Origin of the sequence: Kitasatospora sp. NPDC088264 (assembly GCF_040685715.1) — a bacterium.
Taxonomy (GTDB): domain Bacteria; phylum Actinomycetota; class Actinomycetes; order Streptomycetales; family Streptomycetaceae; genus Kitasatospora.
Genome location: NZ_JBFBIR010000018.1, coordinates 85,650 through 108,937, shown reverse-complemented (window position 1 = coordinate 108,937; position 23,288 = coordinate 85,650). Strand labels below are relative to the sequence as shown.

Annotated in this window: 25 protein-coding genes; 10 read left to right on the top strand and 15 right to left on the bottom strand. The window is 73.0% G+C overall.

Features of this window, described 5'->3' with window-relative positions:
• The first annotated feature begins 90 nt into the window (after positions 1-90).
• Positions 91-519 (top strand): DUF732 domain-containing protein, encoded by a 429-nt coding sequence (locus AB0O82_RS17125; RefSeq protein ID WP_363584455.1) that lies wholly within the window; start codon positions 91-93, stop codon positions 517-519.
• Positions 520-698: 179 nt separating this feature from the next.
• Here AB0O82_RS17125 and AB0O82_RS17120 read toward each other — a convergent pair whose 3' ends face one another.
• From AB0O82_RS17120 to AB0O82_RS17105, 4 genes are all read right to left on the bottom strand, one after another.
• Complete coding sequence (locus tag AB0O82_RS17120; protein ID WP_363584400.1) at positions 699-896, bottom strand: hypothetical protein; 198 nt, start codon at positions 894-896, stop codon at positions 699-701.
• Positions 897-1,151: 255 nt separating this feature from the next.
• A complete protein-coding gene (locus AB0O82_RS17115; protein WP_363584399.1) occupies positions 1,152-1,658 on the bottom strand; it encodes a DUF6328 family protein in 507 nt (168 codons plus the stop codon).
• Positions 1,659-1,749: 91 nt separating this feature from the next.
• A complete protein-coding gene (locus AB0O82_RS17110; protein WP_363584397.1) occupies positions 1,750-2,136 on the bottom strand; it encodes a hypothetical protein in 387 nt (128 codons plus the stop codon).
• Between the two features lie 181 nt (positions 2,137-2,317).
• A complete protein-coding gene (locus tag AB0O82_RS17105) occupies positions 2,318-2,527 on the bottom strand; it encodes a hypothetical protein (protein ID WP_363584395.1) in 210 nt (69 codons plus the stop codon).
• 309 nt (positions 2,528-2,836) lie between these two features.
• On the opposite strand from AB0O82_RS17105, the gene AB0O82_RS17100 reads away from it, so the two are divergent.
• Positions 2,837-3,130, top strand: coding sequence for a hypothetical protein (locus AB0O82_RS17100; RefSeq protein ID WP_363584393.1), 294 nt, complete (start codon positions 2,837-2,839; stop codon positions 3,128-3,130).
• A 49-nt stretch (positions 3,131-3,179) separates the two neighbouring features.
• Here the strand turns inward: AB0O82_RS17100 and AB0O82_RS17095 are convergent, their stop codons facing one another.
• Positions 3,180-5,297 (bottom strand): YbdK family carboxylate-amine ligase, encoded by a 2,118-nt coding sequence (locus AB0O82_RS17095; RefSeq protein WP_363584391.1) that lies wholly within the window; start codon positions 5,295-5,297, stop codon positions 3,180-3,182.
• Between the two features lie 330 nt (positions 5,298-5,627).
• Between AB0O82_RS17095 and AB0O82_RS17090 the strand changes: the two genes are divergently transcribed.
• Entirely contained in the window at positions 5,628-5,933 is a 306-nt protein-coding gene (locus AB0O82_RS17090) for a hypothetical protein (protein WP_363584389.1), read from the top strand.
• 55 nt (positions 5,934-5,988) lie between these two features.
• Here AB0O82_RS17090 and AB0O82_RS17085 read toward each other — a convergent pair whose 3' ends face one another.
• Positions 5,989-6,483 (bottom strand): DJ-1/PfpI family protein, encoded by a 495-nt coding sequence (locus tag AB0O82_RS17085; RefSeq protein ID WP_363584387.1) that lies wholly within the window; start codon positions 6,481-6,483, stop codon positions 5,989-5,991.
• Here AB0O82_RS17085 and AB0O82_RS17080 point away from each other — a divergent pair.
• Positions 6,482-7,138 (top strand): HemK2/MTQ2 family protein methyltransferase, encoded by a 657-nt coding sequence (locus AB0O82_RS17080; protein ID WP_363584385.1) that lies wholly within the window; start codon positions 6,482-6,484, stop codon positions 7,136-7,138. The genes AB0O82_RS17085 and AB0O82_RS17080 overlap by 2 nt on opposite strands.
• Complete coding sequence (locus AB0O82_RS17075) at positions 7,122-7,394, top strand: CDGSH iron-sulfur domain-containing protein (RefSeq protein ID WP_363584383.1); 273 nt, start codon at positions 7,122-7,124, stop codon at positions 7,392-7,394. The genes AB0O82_RS17080 and AB0O82_RS17075 overlap by 17 nt, the downstream gene beginning before the upstream one ends.
• Here the strand turns inward: AB0O82_RS17075 and AB0O82_RS17070 are convergent.
• Together AB0O82_RS17070 and AB0O82_RS17065 are read right to left on the bottom strand one after the other, a co-directional pair.
• Positions 7,368-8,381, bottom strand: coding sequence for an iron-containing redox enzyme family protein (locus tag AB0O82_RS17070; RefSeq protein ID WP_363584381.1), 1,014 nt, complete (start codon positions 8,379-8,381; stop codon positions 7,368-7,370). The genes AB0O82_RS17075 and AB0O82_RS17070 overlap by 27 nt on opposite strands.
• The gene (locus AB0O82_RS17065) at positions 8,378-8,683 is read right to left on the bottom strand and encodes a hypothetical protein (protein WP_363584379.1); all 306 of its coding nucleotides are present in this window, start codon (positions 8,681-8,683) and stop codon (positions 8,378-8,380) included. The genes AB0O82_RS17070 and AB0O82_RS17065 overlap by 4 nt, the downstream gene beginning before the upstream one ends.
• A 205-nt stretch (positions 8,684-8,888) precedes the next feature.
• On the opposite strand from AB0O82_RS17065, the gene AB0O82_RS17060 reads away from it, so the two are divergent.
• Positions 8,889-9,545, top strand: coding sequence for a DedA family protein (locus tag AB0O82_RS17060; protein ID WP_363584377.1), 657 nt, complete (start codon positions 8,889-8,891; stop codon positions 9,543-9,545).
• A 98-nt stretch (positions 9,546-9,643) separates the two neighbouring features.
• Here the strand turns inward: AB0O82_RS17060 and AB0O82_RS17055 are convergent, their stop codons facing one another.
• Positions 9,644-10,120, bottom strand: a complete 477-nt coding sequence (locus AB0O82_RS17055; protein WP_363584375.1) for a DNA starvation/stationary phase protection protein — start codon at positions 10,118-10,120, stop codon at positions 9,644-9,646.
• A gap of 387 nt (positions 10,121-10,507) precedes the next feature.
• Between AB0O82_RS17055 and AB0O82_RS17050 the strand changes: the two genes are divergently transcribed.
• Both AB0O82_RS17050 and AB0O82_RS17045 read left to right on the top strand, forming a co-directional pair.
• Positions 10,508-10,909, top strand: a complete 402-nt coding sequence (locus AB0O82_RS17050) for an SsgA family sporulation/cell division regulator (protein WP_363584373.1) — start codon at positions 10,508-10,510, stop codon at positions 10,907-10,909.
• Positions 10,910-11,147: 238 nt separating this feature from the next.
• Positions 11,148-11,303: a DUF6131 family protein gene (locus AB0O82_RS17045; RefSeq protein WP_363584371.1), complete on the top strand. Its 156-nt coding sequence runs from the start codon at positions 11,148-11,150 to the stop codon at positions 11,301-11,303.
• Positions 11,304-11,472: 169 nt separating this feature from the next.
• Here AB0O82_RS17045 and AB0O82_RS17040 read toward each other — a convergent pair whose 3' ends face one another.
• Positions 11,473-13,062, bottom strand: a complete 1,590-nt coding sequence (locus AB0O82_RS17040; RefSeq protein WP_363584369.1) for a threonine/serine exporter family protein — start codon at positions 13,060-13,062, stop codon at positions 11,473-11,475.
• 322 nt (positions 13,063-13,384) lie between these two features.
• Between AB0O82_RS17040 and AB0O82_RS17035 the strand changes: the two genes are divergently transcribed.
• Complete coding sequence (locus AB0O82_RS17035; protein ID WP_363584367.1) at positions 13,385-15,007, top strand: ubiquinol-cytochrome c reductase cytochrome b subunit; 1,623 nt, start codon at positions 13,385-13,387, stop codon at positions 15,005-15,007.
• Positions 15,008-15,052: 45 nt separating this feature from the next.
• Here the strand turns inward: AB0O82_RS17035 and AB0O82_RS17030 are convergent, their stop codons facing one another.
• The 5 genes from AB0O82_RS17030 to AB0O82_RS17010 all read right to left on the bottom strand — a co-directional run bounded on the left by AB0O82_RS17030 (position 15,053) and on the right by AB0O82_RS17010 (position 19,473).
• The gene (locus tag AB0O82_RS17030; RefSeq protein ID WP_363584365.1) at positions 15,053-15,442 is read right to left on the bottom strand and encodes a cytochrome c oxidase subunit 4; all 390 of its coding nucleotides are present in this window, start codon (positions 15,440-15,442) and stop codon (positions 15,053-15,055) included.
• A complete protein-coding gene (gene ctaD, locus AB0O82_RS17025) occupies positions 15,439-17,118 on the bottom strand; it encodes a cytochrome c oxidase subunit I (RefSeq protein ID WP_363584363.1) in 1,680 nt (559 codons plus the stop codon). The genes AB0O82_RS17030 and ctaD overlap by 4 nt, the downstream gene beginning before the upstream one ends.
• A gap of 275 nt (positions 17,119-17,393) precedes the next feature.
• Positions 17,394-17,873, bottom strand: coding sequence for an ATP-binding protein (locus AB0O82_RS17020; protein ID WP_363584361.1), 480 nt, complete (start codon positions 17,871-17,873; stop codon positions 17,394-17,396).
• Between the two features lie 145 nt (positions 17,874-18,018).
• Positions 18,019-18,411, bottom strand: a complete 393-nt coding sequence (locus AB0O82_RS17015; RefSeq protein ID WP_363584359.1) for an STAS domain-containing protein — start codon at positions 18,409-18,411, stop codon at positions 18,019-18,021.
• A gap of 117 nt (positions 18,412-18,528) precedes the next feature.
• Positions 18,529-19,473: an RNA polymerase sigma factor SigF gene (locus tag AB0O82_RS17010; RefSeq protein WP_363584357.1), complete on the bottom strand. Its 945-nt coding sequence runs from the start codon at positions 19,471-19,473 to the stop codon at positions 18,529-18,531.
• 313 nt (positions 19,474-19,786) lie between these two features.
• Here AB0O82_RS17010 and AB0O82_RS17005 point away from each other — a divergent pair, with 313 nt between their 5' ends.
• Positions 19,787-23,236: a HAMP domain-containing protein gene (locus tag AB0O82_RS17005; RefSeq protein WP_363584355.1), complete on the top strand. Its 3,450-nt coding sequence runs from the start codon at positions 19,787-19,789 to the stop codon at positions 23,234-23,236.
• Positions 23,237-23,288: the final 52 nt, after the last annotated feature.

Here is a 23,288-nt window from a genome sequence, read left to right as displayed (position 1 = left end):
ACCCACGAGACCGTCTCCGGATGGGACTTTCGCATGTCACAGGCCCTGTGGTACCTCTGATGATCACCAAATGTCGGTCAAGGGGTGGGAATGGACAAGAAAAAGATTCTGATCGGATGCGGGGCGGTACTCGCCCTCGGTGCCGTCCTCTCGCTGTTCGAGGACAAGCCCGATAAGGCGACTGCCGAAGCGAAGCCGTCCGCGAGCTCCCCGGCGGCCCCGGGTCAGCAACCGGCCGACGAGGCCCCGAAGCCGACGTCCGCGATCCCCTCGCCGGACTCGGCGCAGACCGTCGCCCTGATGGCCGCCCTCAAGGCCGTGGACCCGGGTCTGGTTGCCAAGCAGGACCGCGCCGTCTCCCGAGCCCGTAACACGTGCCTGGACGCGCGCGAGAACAAGGACGCGGCGACGGTTCAGAAGAACACCAAGTCACGGTTCGAGGGCGGCACGGTGCCGTCTCTGACGGACGACCAGGCCGCACAGATCGTCGCCGCGGTGAAGTCGACGTTCTGCGGCTGACCTGTGCCGTACAGGCCCCGTCCAGCACCGGGCGGGGCTCTGCTGCGGCGAGGATTGTCGGATAGATCAGTTCATCATGAGCACCCGGTGATGCCAACGGGCGTTCAGAAACCCCGCCCGGTCACGGCCAGGCGGGGTACGGGCGGCCAGGGGCCGGGGGCGGCGGGGGGTGTCGCCGGTCAGGGGGCCTGGGTGTCGGCTGCGGGTGGGGTGGGCGCGTCGTCGGCGTCGTCGGGCTCGTCGGCCTTGGCGCGGACGTCCTTCGGGGTGGGCGCCACGATGTTCCGTTCCTCCGCGGACCGCTCCCGTACGGTGTCGTCGCCGTCCCGCGAGGCGTCGTGTTCCGCGGGGGTGGTGCCCGTGTCGTGCGTGCTCATGGCGTAGCCCTTCTCATCAGGTCAGTCGGCAGATCCGGTGCGCTCTGGGGGCGGCCTCGCGGGCCCGGTGGTTGCTTCCTGCTCGAACCGGCGGGCCTGGCCGCTCCTCCTCGGGGTTGCCCCGGCGTCTACCCCGAACGCCGGTCGCGACGCGTTCGCACGGCCTCGGAGATCCGGTCGGCGGGCCCTGCCGTTCCTGGCGCCGCTCCGGCCACGACGCCACGACGGGATCCGGACCCGTGCAGGACCCCGGCGCTAAGGAGCCGTCCGGCGGGCGGCCGTGCGCCGCAGCACGATCTGGGGCAGGACGAGCCAGGTGGTGGTGAACCAGAGCAGGACGGCTGCGCTGAGGACCCAGGCGGCGACCGGGTTGCCGGTGGCGGTGCGCAGCAGGAGCAGCAGGGCGGCGGCGATGGTCAGGGCCAGGGTGACGAGGCCGGTGGCGATGAGGTGGCCGGCGACGTGGATGAGTTCGGGTTTCATGCCGCGGCCGGCGAGGAGGCGGTGGAAGGCCACGGGGGCGACGAGCGTGCCGGTGGAGAGGGCGCCGAGGATGACGGTGGCGACGTAGAGGTCCTTGTCGAAGTCGGGCAGGCCGGAGAAGCGCGGGGTGAAGGCCACGCTGATGAGGAAGCCGAAGAGGATCTGCGCGCCGGTCTGGCACACCCGCACCTCCTGGAGCATCTCGCTCCAGAGCCGGTCGGCCCGTTCCTGGGGCGTCTCGTCCCTGCCCCCGCCGGGCGACTTGTCGTCCTTCAGCACGGTTTCGTCTCCCTGTGCGCGGATGCGCGGATGCGCGATGCGGGCAGGTCGGCAGGCCCGCAGGTCGGTGCCGGCCCTTCGGGCCGCCGGGTCAGGGGCGGTCTTCGTGGTGGCCGCAGAGCCAGGCCAGCGCTTGGTAGGCGCCCAGGGCGTACGCGGCGTTCGCGCTGTCGTCCGCGCCGTCGCCCTCACCCGAGGCCGAGGCCAAGGCCAAGGCCGAGACGTCGCGCAGACGGACGGCGGCGGCCTGGCACTCGGCCAGGAGCTGCGCCCGGCACGGCCCGGTGGCGCCGAGCGCGGCGGCAGCGGTGAGGGGCGCCGCGACCTGGGCGCCGGCGGCCCATCGGTAGGCCCCCAGGATCCCGTGGTCGAAACCGGTCCACGGCTGCGGGCGGCCGTTGGCCGCCTCGATCGCGTCGAACACCTCGTCCAGCAGGCGCACCCCTACCGCCGGGATCGTCGTCTCGTCACTGGTCATGCCCGCAACCTACGTCGCCCGGACGCGGCCCGCCCCCGGGCGCCCGGTCCGTCCCGGGGCCGGCCGGACGGACGCTGGGCAATCGGGTGAACCCCACGACGGCCGCCGAGGTGGCGCCGGCGGGTCCGGATCAGGCTCGGAGCGCGGTGCGCAGCGCCGGGACCGGGTGGCGGCGGACCACTCAGTCGCCCGTTGCGGGCAAGGCGATGCGGCGCACCTGTCCGGCTTCCAGCTCGACGACGACGGCCAGCACCGGGCGCAGCCAGCGCACCATCGACCGCGCGCCCGGATGCGGCTTTCGCAGCCGCCCGGCGACGGGCGATCCGAGCTCCGCCCGCTCCTGCCCGGACAGCTCGCGCGTCACCAGCCGCCGACCGTCGACGAGTACCACCAGCAACCGCCCCGGCTCGCCTGGTTTGCACGGTTTGCCCGGTTCGCCGACGGCCCCGACCACCCAGCCCCTCACCGCAGCCCGCCCGGACACCGTTCCAGCGCGGGCGGCACGATCATCGACGGACTCCTTCCGTGCACGAGGTGTGATCACCCGAGCATGGCAGCAGGCCCCGACGGGCGCGATCCATGCGGTCGTCGGTCCCGCCGCTCTTCCAGGCGGGGCCGGGCCGAAACGGGGCAAGGGGTGCTCGCCTCGAAAGGCCCACCCCCGGATGTGGGTCCGCCGGCGATGGCCGAGGCTCGGTGCATGGCATCGATCATCGTGCTCTTCGAGCTGGAGCCCGACGGGGCCATCGGGGCCATCAGCGCGGAAAGTGCGGAAGATGCGGAAGGTGCCGAGCCCGCCGTGATCGCGGTGCACGCCGCCGGGGCCGATCCCGACGTGCCCGAGGACCCGCAGCCGTACACGCTGTGCGGGCTGGAGACCGGCCCGATGGAACACACCCACTACCGGCCGCTCCGGCCCGGCGAGCCCTGGTACCCGCCCACGCTCGCCGACCAGCGGTGCCAGGAGTGCGAGCGCGCCCTGCGTACGCAGTGACCGCAGTGACCGCAGTGCCCGCAGTGCCCGCAGTGCCCGCGTACGGCGCTCACAGCCCGGGCGCGTACGGCGCGATGCCGACGATGAGGATGTCGCGGCGGCCGTCGCCCCCGTCGTCGCCGAGGCGGACCGGGCCGACGTAGTGGCTGACGCGCCGGTCGTGGACGCCGTACCCGTCCAGCGGTTCGGTCAGGACGAAGCGGGTGTGGATGGCGTCGGCGGGCAGCGCGTCGGGTTGTCGGCCGGCGCTCTCCGGGGTGGCGATGACGTTCTCGCCCCCCTCGATGTTCCGGCGGCCGACGAGGTGGGCGAAGGTGAACGTGGCCGGTGAACCGCCGTCCTGGTGAAGGCAGTTCGGCGAGGACACCGCGACCTGGCCCCGGTCCTGCACGCCGAGCGCGATCAGGTGGATGCCGACGTAGACGGGCACGCGGTGCAGGTCCTCCAGCCACAGGGCGTGGTCGAGGTCGGCGCGGACGAGGGCGTCGAGCAGCCGGTTGCCGTGCAGGGCGGGCGGGATGTCGGGCAGCCGGCGGCGCATCCGGGGGTACTCGGGGTTGTGCTCGTCCTGCCAGTACTCGGCGACGGTGCCGAACTCGCCGTCGGGGGCACCGGGGATGTAGGACAGCGCACCGGTCCAGGGCAGGTAGACGGCGTGCGAGTAACGGCGGAACCGGTTGGTCTCCCGCGCGTACGGGTCCGGGGGCAGGTCCCGGTAGGCGTCGGCGAGCCGGGCGAAGTCCTCCGCCAGTGCCTCGGGGTCGACGCCGAGGTCGGCGGCGCTCAGGCGGGCGAAGCCGTCGCGGCGCACCAGGCCGCCCCGTTCGGGGGTGCGGCCGTTCGGGTTCGGGGTGGCGTGCATCGGCTTCCCAAGGGGTTCGCGGGCGGCCGTCGGCGCGGGTCCGTCCCCCGGCCGCTCCCTGCCGGCTCCCTCCAAGCTGGCACGCCCGTCGCGGCCGCGCCGCAGTGGGGTCCGCCAGGCGGGTGACTGCGGCGGGGCGGCGTCCGGGGGGATCATGCAGCTCGCCAGGTCGTCCACCACCGCCGGCAGGCCTCCGGCGCGGTGTGCGGCGCGTTGGCGGTGGGCGCCGCTGCCCCGGGTGGCGAGCCGGTCGACGAAGGCGGTGACCCGTTCCAGGTCCCCCATGTCCTCCAATGCGGCGCCGATGTGCTCCAGCAGCCGCCGTGCGCGTTCCGGGGCGGGCAGCATCCGTCCGGTCAGGGCGTCCGTCCCCCGCCCCGGCCAGCCGTCGCGGGTGGCGTACCAGTAGGCGCCGCGCAGCAGCTCACCGCTCAGCCGGGGGCCCTGGTCGCCGTGCTCCGCCAAACGGGCGGAGGTCACCACCAGTCCCCGGACGACGGCCGCCAGGGCCACGGAGTCGACCGCCTCGGCCGGAACGTCCATGCACCGTACTTCCAGGGTCGGCAGGTTCGGGTGCGGGCGGGTGTCCCAGAACGGCAGCTCGGCGAAGGACATTCCACCGACGTCCGCCATGGCGGTGGCGAAGCGCCGGTAGTCGTCGAAGGATTCGACCCTCGGCGGCGGCCCGAGACCGGGGAACCGCAGGCGCAGCACCGACCGCCAGCTCGCGTACGCGGTGTCCCGTCCGGCGTGGAAGGGCGAGTTGGCGCTCATCTCGACCAGCAGCGACAGCCATGGCCGCAGATGGTTACCGACCAGGGCCGCCACCTCCCGGTCGGGCAGGAACACGTGGACGTGCAGGGCGCAGACGGCGAAGTCATCCATCATCGTCCGGAACAGTTTCACCCCGTCGCGGTACCGGGGGTGATCGCCCACCGGCGCCACGTCGCCGCCGATCACGGGCGTCGCGCTGGGACAGACCTTCAGGTTCTCGGCCGTCGCGCACGCGGCCAGTTCGCGGCGCAGTCGCGTCAGCTCGGCGGACAGGTCCTCCATCGTGCTGCACGGCGGTGTCCGCACCTCGATCTGGAGGTCCGTGAACTCCCCGGACACCAGCTCCCCCAGCACGCCGGCGGCGCGGGCGGCCAGCCCCGGCCCGGCGGGCACCGCGGCGCGGGTGGCGGCGTCCACGAGGAAGTACTCCTCCTCCACCCCCACCGTCGGCGCCGGCTGCCGGCCGCGCCCCGCACCGTCCGGCACGGGCCGCCGGGAGCCTTCCGCGCGTACCGCGTCGCTGCCGTCCACCCCACCAGCGTCACTCCCCCGGCCCGCGCCGTCATCCCGTATCTACCGTCATCCCGTACCTGCCATCGGCCCGGCCGCCGCGGAGGTCCCGAAGGATGTGGCCCCGCGGACGAACGCGACGGCGCCGACCGCCGCCACGCCGGTCGGGGCGCCCACGGGGGCACCGGGGTGCCAGGCCTCACCACGCGTCGCCAAGGCCGTTGGAAGCAGGGTCGGGACCCGTCCGCCGGAGGTGGCCCGGGCTGGTCCGGATGCCACCGAGCGGGTGCGGCGGACCGGCCCAGCAGCGACGTTGAGAAGATGGACATCGTCGTCGTACTTGAGCTAGACATGCCGACCAACGTGCGGCTCCTCGGCCCCGACCACACCCCGGCGGACCCGGAGAGCCCGGTGCGCCGCGTGCACGCCGCCCCCGCGGAAGCCTCGGGCACCTGCGGCCGCCGCACCCTGTGCGGCCTGGACACCGACGGAATGACCCTCGCCCCGCACCGCTACGCCCACCAACCTCCAGCGCACTGGCTCACCTGCAGCACGTGCCAGGCCGCCAGACAGGGCCCCGCACCCGACGCCACCGGAGCAGCCGCCCAGGACCACCACGAGGACGACGCCCACCCGGCGGAAACCGCCGCGCGCTGAGCACCGCACCCACCGCGTCGAGCGTGCGGGCGGCGGCCGACGGCCGGTCGCCTCCTCAGCGCGAGCCGACCGCTTCGGACCGTGTGCGCAGCGCGGCGTCGACGCCCCGCAGGAAGTGTTCGAGGTCGTCGGGGTTGCGCGAGGTCACCAGCCGCCAGCCGTCGGCATCGTCCGTGACCAGAGGTTCGTCCGTCCAGGTGGCACCAGCGTTGGCGAGGTCGGTGCGCACGGAGGGGTAGGAGGTGAGCCGCTTGCCGTACGCGACGCCCGCCTCGGCCGGCAGCCACGGCCCGTGGCAGATGGCGGCGACGGGACGCCCGTCGACGGTGAAGGCGACGGGACGTCCAGCGACGGTGAAGGCGAGCACGGTGTGGACGGCCGCCTGGCGGAGCCGGAGGGTGTCCGCGGTGATGGTGCCGCCCGGGACGAGCAGCAGGTCGTAGCCGGCGGGGCGCCACCTCGTCGAGGGTGTGCACGGAGGTGTGCGGGTCCGGCAGGTGTGCGGGTCCGGCAGGTGTGAACGGCGCCGGTGCGGGAAGCCGCCCGGCATGCTGCTGCTGCGACCACCGGGGGTCTATCCGCCGCAGGGGGACACCGAACTGCTGGCCGCCTGTGTGCGCCGGGAGCCGCTGGACGGCTCCAGCCGGGTGCTCGACCTGTGCACGGGGACGGGCGCCGTCGCGCTCGCGGCCGCGCGCAGCGGGGCACGGGTCACGGCGGTCGACCTGTCCGCCCGTGCCGTCGCGGCCGCCTGGTGCAACTCCCGCCTGCACCACCGCCGGATCCGGCTGCACCGGGGCGACCTGCTGGCCCCGCTCTCCGGTGGCCGCTTCGACCTGGTGACCGCCAATCCCCCGTACCTCCCCACCGACCCCGGCAAGGGGTCTCCTGGCCGCGGCGCGGCCCTGGCCTGGGACGCCGGCCCGGACGGGCGGCTGGTCCTGGACCGGATCTGCCGGACGACTCCCCGCGTGCTGGCCGCCGGCGGCGTGCTGCTGATCGTGCAGTCCGCGCTCGCGGACGTCCCGGAAACCCTGGCGCTCCTGCGCGCGGCCGGGCTGCGCACGAGCGTGGCGGCGCGGCAGCGGCAGCCCTTCGGGCCGGTGCTGACGGCCCGCGCCGCCCTGTTCGAGCGACTCGGGCTGATCGGGCCGGGCGAGCGCGAGGAGGAGCTGGCGGTGGTGCGCGGTGTCCGCGAACGCTGACCGGGACGTCACCCGGGTGGTCGTCGTGCCGGGCGGTCCCCTGCTGGTCGAGGGCCCGGTGGAGGTGGTCCTGCCGGACGGCACCCGGCGGGTCTCCGAGCGCCCGGTGGTGGCCCTGTGCGCCTGCCGGCGCAGCCGGACGTATCCGTTCTGCGACACCAGCCACCGGCGGCACGGCCGCCCGCCGCAAGGCTCGGGAGCACAAGAAGGCTCAGGAGCACGGCACGGCTCAGGAGGAGGAGTCGGCGAGGGGTGAGCGCAGGGAGGTCCGTCCGGCGCGCCAGCAGCCGAGCAGGTGGTCGGCGAAGCGGCGGTCGGCCGTCCCGGCGGCGGCGATGCCGAAGGCGATGTCCGGCGCCGACTCCGGTTCGGCGGCGAGCAGTTCCTCGATGACCCCGCGGCGCACCAGTTGCTCGTGGACGGCGTCGGCCTCGATGTGTTCGCGGTAGAACAGCGTGCCGTCCTGGCCGCCACCCAGGCGTTCCAGCGCGGCGGCCAGGCGGGCCGAGCCGGGGGAGGAGGTGATCTCGATGGCGGCGAACTGCCCGATGGCGGCGCCGCGCAGCACGCGGTGCAGGCCGAACAGCGTCATCAGGTTGACCGTCGCCAGCATGGGCGCGGGGACGACGTCCAGGTAGTGGCCGTACTCGGGGTCGAGGCCGAAGGCGGTCATCATCCGGGCGAACAGCAGGCAGTGCGCCCGCTCCGGGCGTCCGGCGCCGTACTCGTCGTAGGCGATCGCCATCAGCACCGCCTGGGCCGGCCCGTGGATCCTCGGCAGGACCCACAGTTGCGGATCGGCCTCCTTGAGGTGGTAGACGGACCGGTGCACCAGGTACTCCCGGGCGTGGTGGCGCTCGCCCTCGGCCAGCAGGAAGTGCGAGGGCCCGGTACCCTCGGGCGGCTGCGTGAGCAGTTGCTCCAGCACCTCGGGCAACGCCGGTACGGGTTCCGTCTCGGCGCGCACCCTCGCCAGGAACGATCGCTCCAGCTCCCGTCGCAGGGCGAGCAGTTCCGGCTCCCACTCCCAGCCGGGGTGGACGCCCGGCAGGCCCCGGTCGTGGAGCTCGTAGCACAGGTGCAGCGCGAGCTGGTGGTCCTCCCCCCAGGGGTCGTGGAGTGGGCCCGGTGGCGCGAGCAGCCGTCCGGCGCCGGGCGGGCCGGCGGTCACCAGCCCGAGCACCGCCGCCGACAGCGGTCCGCGCGGTCCGGGCAGGCCGGGCGGGCCTGGCAGGCCGCTCATCCGCCGCTCCCCCGGCCATCGGCGCAGGCGCAGAGCACGGCGAAGGCGACCGCGAGGGTCAGCGCCCAGCAGCCCGTGAAGGCCCACAGGACAGGTGGCTCCGCCGTCCGGAGTCCGGCCGCGAGCAGGCCGAGCGACAGCAGAGCGAGCCCGAGAACAGGGCCCGGCCGTACCCCGCGCATCATGTCCCAGGCCCTGCTGCGCAGTCCGAGGCCGAACCTGTGCAGCCGTGCTTCCAGGACGCGGTCGCGGCGCAGCTCCCGTTCGATCCCGAGCAGCGCCTCCTGCTCGCGTCCGTCCATGGTGCGTCCTCCTCGCGGGGTCATCCGTCGTGGTCCGGCGGAGCGGCTACCCGGGAAGCGCGAAGGCTAACGCCGCCGCCGGCAGCGTGGCCTTCCGGAGGAGGGCCGCCCGCCCGCCGAGGAGCACTGCGTGCGGGACCGCCCGCCGTTACATTGAGGCGCAGGGGGCGGCAGAAGGGGCGGGAGATCCCGAACGGGGTGGCTGATGCACTCGATCACCGACTGGCTGGACGGCCTGTCCGGCCCGATCGTGTACGCGGTCGTCGCCGCCCTCGTCTTCGCCGAGGACGCCCTCTTCTTCAGCTTCCTCATCCCCGGCGAGAGCGCCGCCGTCCTCGGCGGTTTCCTCGCCCACCAGGGCAGGGTGTCCATCGGCTGGCTGGTCCTCGCCGTGGTCTGCGCGGCCATCCTGGGGGACTCCGTCGCCTACGAGATCGGCCGCCACATCGGCCCGGCGGTCCTCGACACGCGCATGCTGCGGCGTCATGAGGAGCAGGTCGACAAGGCCCGTGACCTGATCCGCCGACGGGGGCCGGCGGCCGTCTTCTTCGGCCGCTTCGTCGCCTTCTTCCGCCCCGTGGTGCCCACGCTGGCCGGCGTCTCCCGCATGCCGTACCGCCGTTTCCTCCTCTTCAACGCCCTCGGCGGCCTCGCCTGGGGCGTCGGGTTCACCCTCCTCGGCTACTTCGCCGGGGCCGCCTACACCAAGGTCGAGGGCACGGTCGGCGGCGTCGTCGCCGCCCTGCTCGCCGCGGTGGTCGTCATCGCCCTCGTCGTCTGGCGCGTGCGCCGCCACAGGTCCTCAGCCCGTACGCGGTCCCGCCGTACGCAGTCCCGCGAGGCCCGGGACGAGAAGCACTGACGGCCGGACCGCCCAACTGACCTCACCGCGCGCGCAGGGGGCCGGGACCCGTCCCCGCCCCGATCCCGGCCCCGCACGTCGCGGTCGGCAGGGCCCCGTCAGTGCTGGTTCTCGGCCTGGAACATCCAGCTGTGCTTCTCCAACTCGGCCGTGAGTCCGATCAGGAGGTCCTGACTGACGGGATCCGCCGGGCCGGTCTCGTCGATGCGCACCCGCATCCGTTCGATCACGGCGGCGAAGGCCTTCACCAGGTTCTGGACGGCCGTCACATCGGCCGTCCAGCCCTCGGGGAAGTCGGGCAGGTTGCTGGTGGCGGCGATCGTGGCGGCCCGTCCGTCCGGGCTGACCCCGATCGCGGCGGCACGCTCGGCCACCTGGTCGGCGTAGTCGCGCGCGGTGGCGACCACGTCGTCGAGCTGGAGGTGGACGGAGCGGAACCGGGGCCCGTAGAGGTTCCAGTGCGTCTGCTTCGCCACCAGGGACAGGTCCAGCAGGTCGACCAGGGTGCCTTGGAGGGCCTCCCCGGTCGTCTTGCGTTCGCTGTCCGGCAGCGGGCTGCTGATGACGATACCCATCGCTGAGTTCCTTCCGGGTCGGGGGAGCCGTCGGCCGGCCCCCGCGGTGCTGGCGGGCCCTCCACCCGGCGGTTCGGCCTCGACGGGCCGTTCTCGGATTCCGGAGGACGGTGCTCCGAGGCGCCGGGGCGTCCGGGACGAGGACGAACGACCGTCCGGGCAGCGGGACCACGCGGCGGCTGCCCCTTCTCGCCGGACGGAAACCACCCGCCTCGCACCGGGAACCGCGCCGGAGCGGTCCGCACGCGATCGAACACGCCGCGCACGCGGGGTTTCCGGGATCAGGGCCATGAATCGGCCCGGGGCGGGTAGCCGAGCGCTGCCGCCGCCGGCGCTCGGTGCCGCTGCGGGCAACCAGGCGCCACTGCCAGAAACGGAGTCCGTCGCATGACCGTCGTCACCTCCTGGTCCACCGCCGTCACGCTGCCCGAAGGCCCGTTCCCCGATGTGACCGTCGAGGCGCAACTGCGCTTCGACACCTCGCTGCCGTACGCGGTGTGCCTGGTCTTCCCGCCCCTCGGGGGCGGCGGGGAGGCGCGGTGGGTCTTCGCGCGTGACCTGCTGAACGAGGGCCGCCACGCCCCCGCCGGCCACGGGGACGTGACGGTCGCGCCCGGGCGGGCGGGCCGGGTCCTGGTCACCCTGTGCGCCGAGAACGGCCGGGCCGTGATCAGCATCCCCGCGGACGCCGTGACGGCCTTCCTCCTCGACTCCTTCACCCTGGTACCGGCCGGCACCGAATCCGACCATCTCGACATCGACGCCGTCCTCGACCGGATCCGGTCCTGACCCGCCACGGCCGACGGCGGCGACCGCTCGGTGAAGGGCCGGGTGTGCCCGGGGAGGGAACCGAACCCATTCCGCCGCGGGCGGGATGGTTTGCCCGGCCCGCAGAGCGGTACACGCGGATCATGGGCGCGGCCGGAGAAACGACGGCTCCACCACCCCCGGACGGTTCCGGCATCACCATCGAACGGCCGGACCGCCCCTCCTGACAACCGTCCCAGTCACCACATGGGAGGACCTCGTGATCGTCCTCGGCGTCATCCTGCTCATCGTCGGTTTCGTCACCGGGATCTCGATCCTGTGGACCATCGGCATCATCCTGGCCGTCATCGGCCTCGTCCTGTGGATCGCGGGCTCCGTCGGACACGCCGTCGGCGGGCGTCGTCACTACTACTGATCCACTCGTCCTATTTTCTGCACCACCCGCCCCATCCCCTGATCCGCCCGTTCACCGGCTCGTGCGGCTGTCGGCCCCGGCACCACGTAGGTGCCGCCGCCGACAGCCGCACGGCGCCGTCAGCCGCACGGTGCCGCCCACCGTCCTCAACGGCAGAGGCGGCCGGCCCTCAGCGGCGGTGGCGGCCGGCGCTGCGGCCGGGCGCCGGGACCACGCCCGGGGCGGGGAGGAACAGCCGGGCGACCTCGCGGCCCAGGTTCACGCCGATCGCCACCGCCATCGCCGTGGCCGTGGCGCGCCCGACACCGACGAGCCCGATCTCGGGCTCGCCCCGGACGAAGGCGAGCAGCCCGAAGTACAGCAACGAGCCGGGCAGCAGCGGCCCCAGTGCCGCGGTGACGTATGGCAGCGAGGAGCTTCCCCGGTAGCGGGCCATGAGCTGGCCGGACAGGCCCACCAGCCCGGCGGCGAGGCCGGTGGCCATGATGGGCTCGCCGCCGGCGTTGACCAGCACGCCGTACGTCGTCCAGCCGACCCCGCTGTTGAGCAGGACGGCCGGCAGCGTGCCCGGCTCGGTGTTGAGCAGCACCGCGAAGGTCAGGGTGAGCAGGAGCGCCGCCACCAGTTGGAGCGGCGGGTTCGACGCCGCGACCGGGACGGGCCGGGCCGCCAGGTCGGCGCCGTTGTTGACGCCGATGTAGAGCACGGTCATCACCCCGACCACCACGCCGGCCATCATGTAGAGCGTTTCCATCAGGCGTGCGGCCGCGGTGAGGTAGAAGCCCGCGAGGCCGTCCTGCGCCGCCGCCACCATGGGCCATCCGGGCAGGAGCGTGTAGAGCCCTCCGGTGATCACCACCGATCCGCCCAGGTTCAACCCGTTGAAGGACAGCAGGATGCCGATCGCCGCCGCCGGGGTCGCGGCCGTCGCGATCCGGTAGAACTCCGGGAGGTCGTGGCGTCCGACCAGCGCCGCGAGCCGGTCGCCGGCCAGTGCCGCGGCGACGGCGCTGACGAACACCAGCCAGGCCCGGGCGTCGGCCCGGCCGCCGACCAGCAGCGTCGCGGCGCCGGCCAGCAGGCCGGAGGACAGGACCAGGAGCCAGGCGGGGTAGCGGCGGCAGTGCCGGCGCACGGCCCTCAGCCGGTGGTGGGCGTCGTCGACGACGAGTCCGCCGGTCGTGATCTCGGTGACCAGCCGGAAGAGCACGGCCAGCCGCGCGTAGTCCCCGGCCGGGTGGCGCACGGACCGCTCGACCGTCACGGGTGGCTCCGAGGGGCCCGGCTGGTACGAGATCGCCACCCGGGTGAAGGTGACCTGGGGGTCGCAGGGCTGGGCCCGGTAGGCCTGCGCGACGGCGAGCATGGCGGCCTCGACGTCCTCAGCGGCCTCGCCGCAGGCCAGCATCAGCTCGCCCACCAGCAGCGCGAGGTCCAGGACGGCGGCCACCGCGGCCGGCCCCGGGTCGTCCGCGCCGGGTTCGCCGGTCACCAGCGGACGGTCGGTGGTCGGGGTGCGCAGCAGCGGCAGCATCAGGTCCGGCCAGGCCGCCGTGCCGTCGGCATCGGCGGATCCGCTCTCCGCCCCGGGCGGCGCCGGCCGGCCGGGAGCTCGGCCCTCCCCCGGAACTCGACCTTCCCCGGGGGCGGGGGCGGCCCCGGGGGCCCCCTCCGGACTCGACTGGGGCGGGACTCTTCCGGTCCGGCTCGCCGGCCCGTCCGCCTCGGCCCGCACGCCGAACTGCTCGTGTTCCGGCATCGTCGCTCCCTGCAACACCCCCCACCTGATGACCTTTCGCACCCATTCGACTACCCGCAGCCATCATTTCGTGAACGTCTCGACCGGAGCGCGGGGGTCCGTTCACGCCCGCCGTTCGTGGGCCGACCCGCCGCGTCCAGGCCGGGGTCCGGGGAGATTCCGCAGTTCAGCGACCTGACACCGGGGCCTGAGAGGGCGAACGGCCATCGAACCGGGGCCGTCCGGGTGAAGCCCGGGACGGAGGGCGAGCCCCGTCCGGCCGTCCCGCCGCCACGGGATATGGCTATCGGGACACACGATCGGAGCGGACGGGAGGAGCGGCGTGCGGCTGTCGAGGTGGAGGGCGCGGGCCGGGCGGCGGGCGGAGCGGGCCGCCCGGAACACGGCGGTCGCGCTGGACCGGCGGCTGCCGCTGTTCGACGGGGCCAAGGGCCTGCTCCGGAAGGTCTTTCCCGACCACTGGTCCTTCCTGCTCGGCGAGTTGGCGCTCTACACCTTCGTGCTGCTGCTGTTGACCGGCGTCTTCCTGACGTTGTTCTTCACACCGTCCATGGCCGAGATCGTGTACGCCGGAACGTACCCGCCGCTTCGCGGGGTGCGGATGTCCCAGGCGTACGCCTCGACGCTGTCGATCAGTTTCGACGTGCGCGGCGGCCTGCTGATCCGCCAGATCCACCACTGGGCGGCGCTGGTGTTCACCGCCGCGATCTGTGCGCACCTGCTGCGCATCTTCCTCACCGGCGCGTTCCGCCGCCCCAGGGAGGTCAACTGGCTGGTGGGACTGACGCTGTTCCAGCTCGCCCTGCTGGAGGGTTTCGCGGGCTACTCGCTGCCCGACGACCTGCTCTCCGGCACCGGCCTGCGCACGGCCCAGGGCTTCATCCTGTCGGTCCCGCTGGTCGGCACCTACCTGAGCTTCTTCCTCTTCGGCGGGGAGCTTCCCGGGCACGACATCATCCCCCGCCTGTACAGCGCGCACATCCTGCTGCTGCCCGGTCTCCTGCTCGGCCTGATCACCGCGCACCTGATCCTGGTCTTCCACCTCAAGCACACCCAGTGGGCCGGGCCCGGACGCACCGACCGCAACGTCGTCGGGAAGCCCCTCTTCCCGCACTTCAGCGTCCAGACGGCGGGCCTGATGGCGATGGTCTTCGGGGTGCTGGCGCTGGCCGCCGCCCTCGCCCAGGTGAACCCGATCTGGCTGTACGGGCCCTACCGCCCCGACCAGGACTCCACCGACGCGCAGCCGGACTGGTACATGGGGTTCATCGAGGGCGCGCTGCGGCTGATGCCCGGGGCCGAGACGCGGCTGTGGGGCCACACCGTCGCCTGGAACCCGCTGATCCCGGCCGTGCTGTTCCCGCTGCTGTTCTTCGCCGCCCTGTACGGCTATCCGTTCTTCGAGCGCTGGATCACCCCGGGCAGCGGCGAGCAGCACCTGTGCGACCGCCCCCGCAACCGGCAGACCCGGACGGCGCTGGGTGTCGCCGGGACGTGCTTCTACGTCGTCCTGCTGGTCGCCGGCGGCCAGGACGTCGTCGCCCGGGCACTGGACGTGCCGGTGGAGGGCCTGAACCGGTTCCTGCGGGTGGGCCTGTTCGTCGGGCCGGTGGCGGCCTTCTGGATCACCCGGCGCCTGTGCCTGGCCTTGCAGGAGCGGGACCTCGAACGGGTGACGGAGGGCGACGAGACCGGGTTCGTGCACGAGGCCGTCGAGGGCGCCTTCCACGGCGAGCACCGGCCGCTCCCCGCCGGCCTGCGCTACACGCTGGCCCTGCGCGACGCCCTGCTTCCCCTGCCGGCGCCGGGCGAGGGCGCCTCGCGGCGCGCACGGCTGCGGGCCGCCCTGAGCTCCTGGTACTACCGGGACAACGTGGAGACGGCGGTGGACGAGCCGCGGCCGGGGCCGCTCGCGTCCACCGACGCGGGACGCTCCGAGCGGTGACGACCGACCGCTCACCACTCAGCGCTCACCGCCGACCGGCCGGACTCACTGCGCGCGCTGGGCGTGCTGGAAGACGAAGCCCAGGACGCCGGCGCCCGTCACACCCGCTCCGATGAGGAAGAGCCACAAGGCGTACACCAGCCCCAGCCCGGTGACCGCGACGCCGGCCGCGGTGAGCAGCGGGTAGTAGCTGCGCGGTGCGAAGAACTCCAGCGGCCCGGCGCCGGTGACGATCTCGGCGTCGGTGCGGTCCTGCGGCCGACGGCCGCGGCGGGAGTACTGGGTCCGGAAGAAGAACGCGATCAGCGTGGACATCATGAAGGCCACGACCAGCGCCGCCTTGCCGGCCGGCTCCCGGGCGAACCAGCCGTAGATCGAAGCGGCGACGGCGAAGAACAGCGCGACGCCCGCGAACAGGTAGGACTCGGTCTTCACCGCGCGTTCTCCTCGCCTTCGAGCGCCGTGCGCGAATACTCCGGGTGGTGCAGGTCGAAGGCCGGGCCTTCGGAGCGGATGCGGGGCAGGGCGTGGAAGTTGTGGCGCGGCGGCGGGCAGGAGGTCGCCCATTCCAGGGAGCGCCCGTAACCCCACGGGTCGTCCTCGGTGACCCGGACCCCGTACCTGGCGGTGCGCCACACGTTGTACAGGAAGGGCAGGGTCGACGCGCCCAGCAGGAACGCACCGACCGAGGAGACGGTGTTCAGGGTGGTGAAGCCGTCCGAGGGCAGGTAGTCGGCGTAGCGGCGCGGCATGCCCTGGGCCCCGAGCCAGTGCTGCACGAGGAAGGTGATCTGGAACGCGGGCAGCAGCATCCAGAAGTGGATCCTTCCGAGGCGTTCGTCCAGCAGCCGGCCGGTGATCTTGGGCCACCAGAAGTAGAAGCCGGCGAACATCGCGAACACGACCGTCCCGAAGAGGACGTAGTGCAGGTGGGCGACCACGAAGTAGCTGTCGGTGACGTGGAAGTCGATCGGGGGCGCGGCCAGCAGGACGCCGGTCAGCCCGCCGAGGAGGAAGGTCACCAGGAAGCCGAGGGAGAACAGCATGGGTGTCTCGAAGGAGAGCGAGCCGTTCCACAGGGTGCCGATCCAGTTGAAGAACTTCACCCCGGTCGGCACCGCGATGAGCAGCGAGGCCAGGGAGAAGAACGGCAGCAGCACCTGGCCGGTGGCGAACATGTGGTGGGCCCAGACGACCGCGGACAGCGCGGTGATCGCGATCGTGGCACCGATCAGTCCGTAGTAGCCGAAGACCGGCTTGCGGCTGAACACCGGGATGACCTCGGAGATGATGCCGAAGAACGGCAGCGCCACGATGTACACCTCGGGGTGGCCGAAGAACCAGAACAGGTGCTGCCACAGCATCGCCCCGCCGTTGGCCGGGTCGAAGACGTGGGCGCCCAGCTTGCGATCCGCCTCCAGCGCGAACAGCGCCGCGGTCAGCGGGGTGAAGGCGAGCAGCGCGAGGATCGAGGTGAACAGCACGTTCCAGGTGAAGACCGGCATCCGGAACAGCGTCATGCCCGGTGCCCGCAGGCAGACGATGGTGGTGATGAAGTTGACGGCTCCCAGGATCGTGCTCAGACCCGCCACGATCAGCCCCACGGCCCACAGGTCGGCGCCCGTTCCCGGGCTGTGGAGCGGCCCGTTCAGCGGGGCGTAGGCGAACCAGCCGAACGACGCGGCGCCGTCGGTGGTCAGGAAGCCCCCGACCACCATCAGGCCGCCGAACAGGTACACCCAGTACGTGAACGCGTTCAGCCGGGGGAACGCCACGTCCGGGGAACCGATCTGCAGCGGCATCACGGCGTTCGCGAAACCGGCGAACGTCGGTGTGGCGAACAGCAGCATCATGATCGTCCCGTGGATGGTGAACAACTGGTTGTACTGCTCGTTGCTCACCACCTGCAGTCCCGGCCGCATGAGCTCCGCGCGCATGAGCATCGCCAGCAGCCCGGCGAACAGGAAGAACCCGAACGCCGTCGTCAGGTACAGGTTGCCGATGGCCTTGTGGTCGGTCGTGCTCAACCACCGCAGCACCGCCGAGCCTTGACGCCGGCGGGCCACGCCGGGCGCCGGGCGGGCGGCGGCCCGCCGCCGGGTCTGCGCCATCCGCTTCCTCCTCCTGCCGGGGCCCGCCCGTACCCGCAGGGGAAAGACGCGGAGACGCTCGCCGGGACACACGCTGTGTCGCCATGCAATCACCCGCCGTCGCGCGGGCCCCTGAACCGGAGTCGGCGTGGCGGCCCCGACCGGGCGCGGATGACGAAGTCGGCGCACTGGTGCGATCCGGTGGGGCGCCGTCCCAGGTCAGCCACGAGTCAGCCGCAGGTCTGCGGCGGATCAGCCGCGGGTCAGCCGCGGGTCTGCGGCGGGTCTGCGGCGGATCAGCCGCGGGTCAGCCGCGAGGCGTCGAACTCGGCCCAGATCGTCTTCCCGTGGCTGTGCGGTTCGGCGCCCCACCGGTCGGCGGTCCGCTCCACGATGAACAGGCCGTGGCCGCCGGGGAGGGCCGGGTTGTGCGGGCGGCGCGGGGTGGGCAGGGTCGGGCTACGGTCGCTGACCTCGGCCCGCAGGCGGGTCCCGGTGGCGTCCAGGACCAGTTCCAGCGGGCCGTCGCCGTGGAGCATGGCGTTGGCGACGAGTTCCGCCACCAGCAGGACGACGTCCGCGAGGGCGCCTTCGCCGGCGCCGGGCCCGGCGGCGGACGCGTACCAGTCGTCGAGGGCGCGGGCGGTGAAGGTCCTGGCGTGGGCGACCGGTTTGGGGATGCCGGACAGGGTCAGCCGCCTGCGCTGGCCGCCGACGGGCAGCACCGGGCCCGGCTGGTGCGGGTCGCCGTCCAGGGTTCCCCGGCTCATCGTCATGTGAGGACACCCTTTCGGATCGACGGCGGTCTCGCACGGTCGGTTTCCCGGCAGTTCTCGGATTATGCCCCGTGCCGGCGTCGAACCGGGGCCGGGGCGGGCGGCCGGCCCCGGGCCGAGGCCCTGGCGGCCCGAGCCGGGGCGGTCAGGCCGCCAGGGCCTCGTCGACCGAGTCGTGGATGGAGAACACCGCCTGCGCGCCGGTCAGTTCGAGGACCCGCATGACGGTGGGCGCCACGGCGGCCAAGTGCAGGTCCAGCCCCTCCTCCGCCGCCGCGAGGCGGGTCTTGAGCAGGAGGTTCAGGCCGGAGGAGTCGCAGAAGCCCACCCCGGCGAGGTCGATCACCACCGCGCCGCGGCGCTGCGCGATCACGCTGGTGAGCAGGTTGGCGGCCGAGGCGAGCGTCTCGATGTCGAGGTCGCCCACGAGGGCGCACACCACCGCGCCGGAGGCCGTGGCACGGGTCTCGACCACCAGTTCCGCGGGCCGCGGGGACGCTGCCGGCGCGGCGGCCGCCCGAACGTCGTCGATTGGCATCATCGTCGTCTCCTCCATGTCCATGCCTTCCGACCATACGGAGGTTGTGCCGGACTGCCAAACACGGGGGTGTGCGCCCGGTTTGGTCCTCCCCGGGGCTCGTGTGGCCACGCATGCTCAGTCGTCCTCCAGCCCGTCGCGCAGGTGCCGCAGGGTGCGGCTGAGCAGTCGGGAGACGTGCATCTGGGACAGCCCGAGGCGGGCGCCGATCTGCGACTGCGTCATGTCCTCGCAGAAGCGCATGGACAGGATGAGCCGTTGCCGCTCCGGCAGGTCGGCGATGAGCGGCTTGAGCGTCACCAGGTCCTCGACGAGGGCGAGGTCCCGGTCGTCCTCGCCGAGCCGGTCGCCCAGGGGGCCGGGGGCGTCGTCGTCGTTGCTGCCGCCGAGGTCCAGGGAGCCGGCGGTGTGCGCGTTCGCGGCGGTCAGCCCTTCGACGACCTCCTCGGGGGAGAGCGCGAGGTGCTCGGCGAGTTCGGCGACCGTGGGGGCCCGGTCCAGGTCCTGCGACAGGCGTTCCTGCGCCTTGGCCAGGAGGATGCGCAGTTCCTGGAGGCGCCGCGGCACGTGGACGGCCCACGTGGTGTCGCGGAAGTGGCGCCGGATCTCGCCGAGGACGGTCGGTATGGCGAAGGTGGTGAACTCGACGCCGAGGTCGGGGTCGAAGCGGTCGATGGCCTTGATCAGGCCGACCGCGCCGACCTGGAGCAGGTCCTCCTGCGGCTCGCGGTGCGAGTTGAAGCGGCGGACCGCGAACCTCACCAGGGACAGGTTCGTCTCGACCAGGGTGGCGCGGACGTAGGAGTACTCCTTCGTCCCCTCCTCCAGCGTGCGGAGCCGGCGCAGCAGCACCTTGTTGAGCTCGCGCGCGTCGGCCGGCGCGATCTCCCGCAGGTCACCGGCGTCGGCGAGCTCCGGCGGGAGCAGGTCCCGAAGCCCTCCGGCGTCGGCGGGTTCCGGCAACGGCAGGTCCCGGGGCTCTCCGGCAGGAGCGGCCGTGCGGGACGGACCTCCCGTCGACGGGTGGGCGGAGGCGGGCAGTTCCCCAGTGGTCGTGGCCATCGGACTCCCTCTCTCGTGCTCTCTCGTGTCGGCGCGGTCTGCCCCCCGGTACCCCGTGTCGGCGGATCGATGCAGCCGCCCCCCGTGGAGGTTTCGTGAAGCCCGCACCGGCGCCGGGGCGCGGACGCGCGTCCGGGCGACGGGCGGGGCGTACGACCGGGTGGCGACCGTTGTCCGGCGGTGTGCGGGCTGGGGTAGCCTCCGAGGGCGGTACAACACCTGGAACGACGGCCAGGTCCCCCGACCCGTCCTTCGGGGTGCCCACGACCGGATTCGGGCCAGTCGGCCCGGCGTTCCACGGAGGCGACGTTCGATGGCTGGCCCGACCACGTCCCGCGACTCACAGCACCACCCGGACGAGGGGGCGGGCGCCGCGCAGGTGGGCGAGCCGGAACTGCGGCTGCTGCTGGCCGGGTTGACGGCGGTGCGCGACGGCGATTTCAGCACCAAGCTGCCGGGCGACGCGGACGGGCTGCTGGGCGAGATCGCCACGGTGTTCAACGGCATGGTCGACCAACTGTCGCGGTTCACCTCGGAGGTGACCAGGGTCGCCCGGGAGGTCGGCACCGAGGGCCGGCTCGGCGGCCAGGCCCAGGTGCCCGGGGTGTCGGGCACCTGGGAGGACCTGACCGACTCGGTCAACGCGATGGCGGGCAATCTCACCACCCAGGTGCGGGACATCGCCCAGGTCGCCACCGCGGTGGCCAAGGGGGACCTGTCGCAGAAGATCACCGTCGACGCCCGGGGCGAGATCCTGGAGCTGAAGAACACCGTCAACACGATGGTCGACCAGCTGTCCTCGTTCGCCGGTGAGGTGACCCGGGTGGCGCGGGAGGTCGGTACCGAGGGCATCCTGGGCGGCCAGGCCGACGTCAAGGGCGTCTCGGGGACGTGGCGCGACCTCACGGACTCGGTGAACTTCATGGCCGGCAACCTCACCGGCCAGGTCCGCGCGATCGCCCAGGTGGCCACGGCGGTCGCGCGCGGGGACCTGTCGCAGAAGATCACCGTCACCGCGCGCGGCGAGATCCTGGAACTGAAGGAGACCATCAACACGATGGTCGACCAGCTGTCCTCCTTCGCCGACGAGGTGACCAGGGTCGCCCGGGAGGTCGGCACCGAGGGCCGGCTCGGCGGCCAGGCCGAGGTGGAGGGCGTCTCCGGCACCTGGAAGCGCCTCACCGAGAACGTCAACGAGCTGGCCGGCAACCTCACCCGGCAGGTCCGCGCGATCGCCGAGGTCACCAGCGCCGTCGCCGCCGGCGACCTCACGCGCTCGATCAGCGTGGACGCCTCCGGCGAGGTCGCCGACCTCAAGGACAACATCAACGCCATGGTCGGGTCCCTGCGCGAGACCACCCGCGCCAACGAGGAGCAGGACTGGCTCAAGACCAACCTCGCCAGCTTCTCGGCCCTGATGCAGGGCCGGCGCGACCTCGGGGTCGTCGCCGAGTCCGTCATGGACGAACTCGCCCCCCTCGTCGGCGCGCAGTGCGGCGTCTTCTACCTCGCCGAGGACAGCCCCGTCGGGACGGTGCTCCAGCTGGTCGGCTCCTACGCCTTCCCCGACGGCGAGCGCCCCACCCGCTTCCGCCTCGGCGAGTCGTTCGTCGGCCAGGCCGCCCGCAGCCGGCGCGCCATCACCGTCGACGCCCTGCCGCCGGACTACCTGGCCGCCGCCTCCGGCCTCGGCCGCACCGGGGCGCTGTCCCTGGTGGTGCTGCCCATCGTGGTCGAGGACCAGGTCCTCGGCGTCATCGAACTGGCCTCCGTCCGGCCGTTCACCCAGGTCCACCTGGACTTCCTCGACCAGCTCATGGAGACCATCGGCGTCAACGTCAACACCATCATCGCCAACGCCCGCACCGACGAGCTGCTCGACGAGTCCCAGCGGCTCACCGCCGAACTCCAGGTCCGCTCACAGGAGTTGCAGTCACGCCGGGACGAGTTGCAGGCCTCCAACGCCGAGCTGGAGGAGAAGGCCGACCTGCTGGCGGCGCAGAACCGCGACATCGAGACCAAGAACCTGGAGATCGAACAGGCCCGCCAGGAACTGGAGGAGCGCGCCCACCAGCTGTCCCTCGCCTCGAAGTACAAGTCGGAGTTCCTGGCCAACATGAGCCACGAACTGCGCACGCCGCTCAACAGCCTGCTCATCCTCGCCCAGCTGCTCGCCCAGAACCCCACCCGCAACCTGACCGCCAAGCAGGTCGAGTACGCCGGGATCATCCACTCCGCCGGCTCCGACCTGCTCCAGTTGATCAACGACATCCTCGACCTGTCCAAGGTCGAGGCCGGAAAGATGGACCTCAACGTCGAGGCGGTGCCGCTGCGCGCGCTGCTCGACTACGTCGAAGCCACCTTCCGCCCGCTGACCAGCCAGAAGAACCTCGCCTTCACGGTGCGGACGGTCCAGCAGATCCCCGCCGAACTCCTCACCGACGACTACCGGTTGCGCCAGGTGCTGCGCAACCTGCTGTCCAACGCCGTCAAGTTCACCGAGCAGGGCCGGGTCGAACTGCGCATCGAGCCCGCCGACGAGACCGACCTGCCCGACGCCGTCCGGCGCGGCGGCCCGGTGCTCGCCTTCCACGTGAGCGACACCGGAGTCGGCATCGCCCCCCAGCACGTGGAGAGCGTCTTCGGCGCCTTCCAGCAGGCCGACGGCACCACCAGCCGCAAGTACGGCGGCACCGGCCTCGGGCTGTCCATCAGCCGCGAGATCGCCTACCTGCTCGGCGGCGCGATCACGGTGGAGAGCACCCTGGGGCGGGGCAGCACCTTCACCCTCTACGTCCCCGCGACCCGCCCCGACCTGGCCGAGACCGGCGCCGACGGGGCCCGCAGGACGCTGGGCACCGGTGGCACCGGCCCGTCCGAGGCCCCGGAGCGCGCCCCCTCGCCTCCCGCCGGTCAGCCACGGCGCCTGCTCGTGGTCGAAGGCCGCCCCAACGGCCTGCTGTCCCTGGTGGCGGAGAACGCCGTCGCCGACGTCGCCCGCTCCGCCGGCGCGCAGCGCCGGGTCGAGATAGTCACCACGGTCGGTGCCCCGGAGGCTGCCACTGCGCTCGCCACCGCCCCGTACCACTGCGTCGTCCTGGAACTCGACCTGCCGGACAGCGCGGCGGCCACGCTCCTGGCGGAGATGGAACGCGACCCGGCCCTGCACACCGTCCCGGTGCTGGCCCACAACAGCCGGGGCGTCACCACCGACGACGAGCACGCCGTCCGCCCGGAGGGGGAGCGGCCGCTGGAGCTCATCTCCAGCCTCGACGAGCTGCGCGAACGCATCGCCCTCCACATGAGCGCCGACGGGCCCGGGCGCGTCCTGCCCCCGGTGCGCCGGACGGACGGGAACCCCGCCCGGGGCCGCGGGGCCGACCCGGTGCTCTCCGGCCGCACCGCGCTGGTGGTCGACGACGACGACCGCAACCTCTTCGCGATCACCAGCATCCTGGAGCTGCGCGGCATGCGGGTCCTCCAGGCCGAGAACGGGCTCGCCGCGCTCCAAGCCCTCCGCGCGCACCCCGGGATCGACGTGATCCTGATGGACGTGATGATGCCCGAGATGGACGGCTACACCGCCACCGCGGCGATCCGCGCCATGCCCGAGCACGAGGGGCTGCCGATCATCGCGGTCACCGCCAAGGCCATGATCGGCGACCGGGAGAAGAGCCTGGCCTCGGGAGCCAGCGACTACATCACCAAGCCGGTCGACGCCGACGCGGTGATCGGCAGGATCAGGGACCACCTCACCCGGTAGTCGCCCTGTCCCATGCCCCCGTGTCCCCTCGCGCCCACCCCGACAGTCCAGA

What these genes read in the sequence shown, in the direction of transcription:
- AB0O82_RS17125 (WP_363584455.1), top strand. Translation starts at nt 91, where the DNA reads ATGGACAAGAAAAAGATTCTGATCGGATGCGGGGCGGTACTCGCCCTC.
- AB0O82_RS17120 (WP_363584400.1), bottom strand. Translation starts at nt 896, where the DNA reads ATGAGCACGCACGACACGGGCACCACCCCCGCGGAACACGACGCCTCG.
- AB0O82_RS17110 (WP_363584397.1), bottom strand. Translation starts at nt 2,136, where the DNA reads ATGACCAGTGACGAGACGACGATCCCGGCGGTAGGGGTGCGCCTGCTG.
- AB0O82_RS17100 (WP_363584393.1), top strand. Translation starts at nt 2,837, where the DNA reads ATGGCATCGATCATCGTGCTCTTCGAGCTGGAGCCCGACGGGGCCATC.
- AB0O82_RS17090 (WP_363584389.1), top strand. Translation starts at nt 5,628, where the DNA reads ATGCCGACCAACGTGCGGCTCCTCGGCCCCGACCACACCCCGGCGGAC.
- AB0O82_RS17080 (WP_363584385.1), top strand. Translation starts at nt 6,482, where the DNA reads ATGCTGCTGCTGCGACCACCGGGGGTCTATCCGCCGCAGGGGGACACC.
- AB0O82_RS17085 (WP_363584387.1), bottom strand. Translation starts at nt 6,483, where the DNA reads ATGCCGGGCGGCTTCCCGCACCGGCGCCGTTCACACCTGCCGGACCCG.
- AB0O82_RS17070 (WP_363584381.1), bottom strand. Translation starts at nt 8,381, where the DNA reads ATGAGCGGCCTGCCAGGCCCGCCCGGCCTGCCCGGACCGCGCGGACCG.
- AB0O82_RS17065 (WP_363584379.1), bottom strand. Translation starts at nt 8,683, where the DNA reads ATGGACGGACGCGAGCAGGAGGCGCTGCTCGGGATCGAACGGGAGCTG.
- AB0O82_RS17060 (WP_363584377.1), top strand. Translation starts at nt 8,889, where the DNA reads ATGCACTCGATCACCGACTGGCTGGACGGCCTGTCCGGCCCGATCGTG.
- AB0O82_RS17055 (WP_363584375.1), bottom strand. Translation starts at nt 10,120, where the DNA reads ATGGGTATCGTCATCAGCAGCCCGCTGCCGGACAGCGAACGCAAGACG.
- AB0O82_RS17050 (WP_363584373.1), top strand. Translation starts at nt 10,508, where the DNA reads ATGACCGTCGTCACCTCCTGGTCCACCGCCGTCACGCTGCCCGAAGGC.
- AB0O82_RS17040 (WP_363584369.1), bottom strand. Translation starts at nt 13,062, where the DNA reads ATGCCGGAACACGAGCAGTTCGGCGTGCGGGCCGAGGCGGACGGGCCG.
- ctaD (WP_363584363.1), bottom strand. Translation starts at nt 17,118, where the DNA reads ATGGCGCAGACCCGGCGGCGGGCCGCCGCCCGCCCGGCGCCCGGCGTG.
- AB0O82_RS17020 (WP_363584361.1), bottom strand. Translation starts at nt 17,873, where the DNA reads ATGACGATGAGCCGGGGAACCCTGGACGGCGACCCGCACCAGCCGGGC.
- AB0O82_RS17015 (WP_363584359.1), bottom strand. Translation starts at nt 18,411, where the DNA reads ATGCCAATCGACGACGTTCGGGCGGCCGCCGCGCCGGCAGCGTCCCCG.
- AB0O82_RS17010 (WP_363584357.1), bottom strand. Translation starts at nt 19,473, where the DNA reads ATGGCCACGACCACTGGGGAACTGCCCGCCTCCGCCCACCCGTCGACG.
- AB0O82_RS17005 (WP_363584355.1), top strand. Translation starts at nt 19,787, where the DNA reads ATGGCTGGCCCGACCACGTCCCGCGACTCACAGCACCACCCGGACGAG.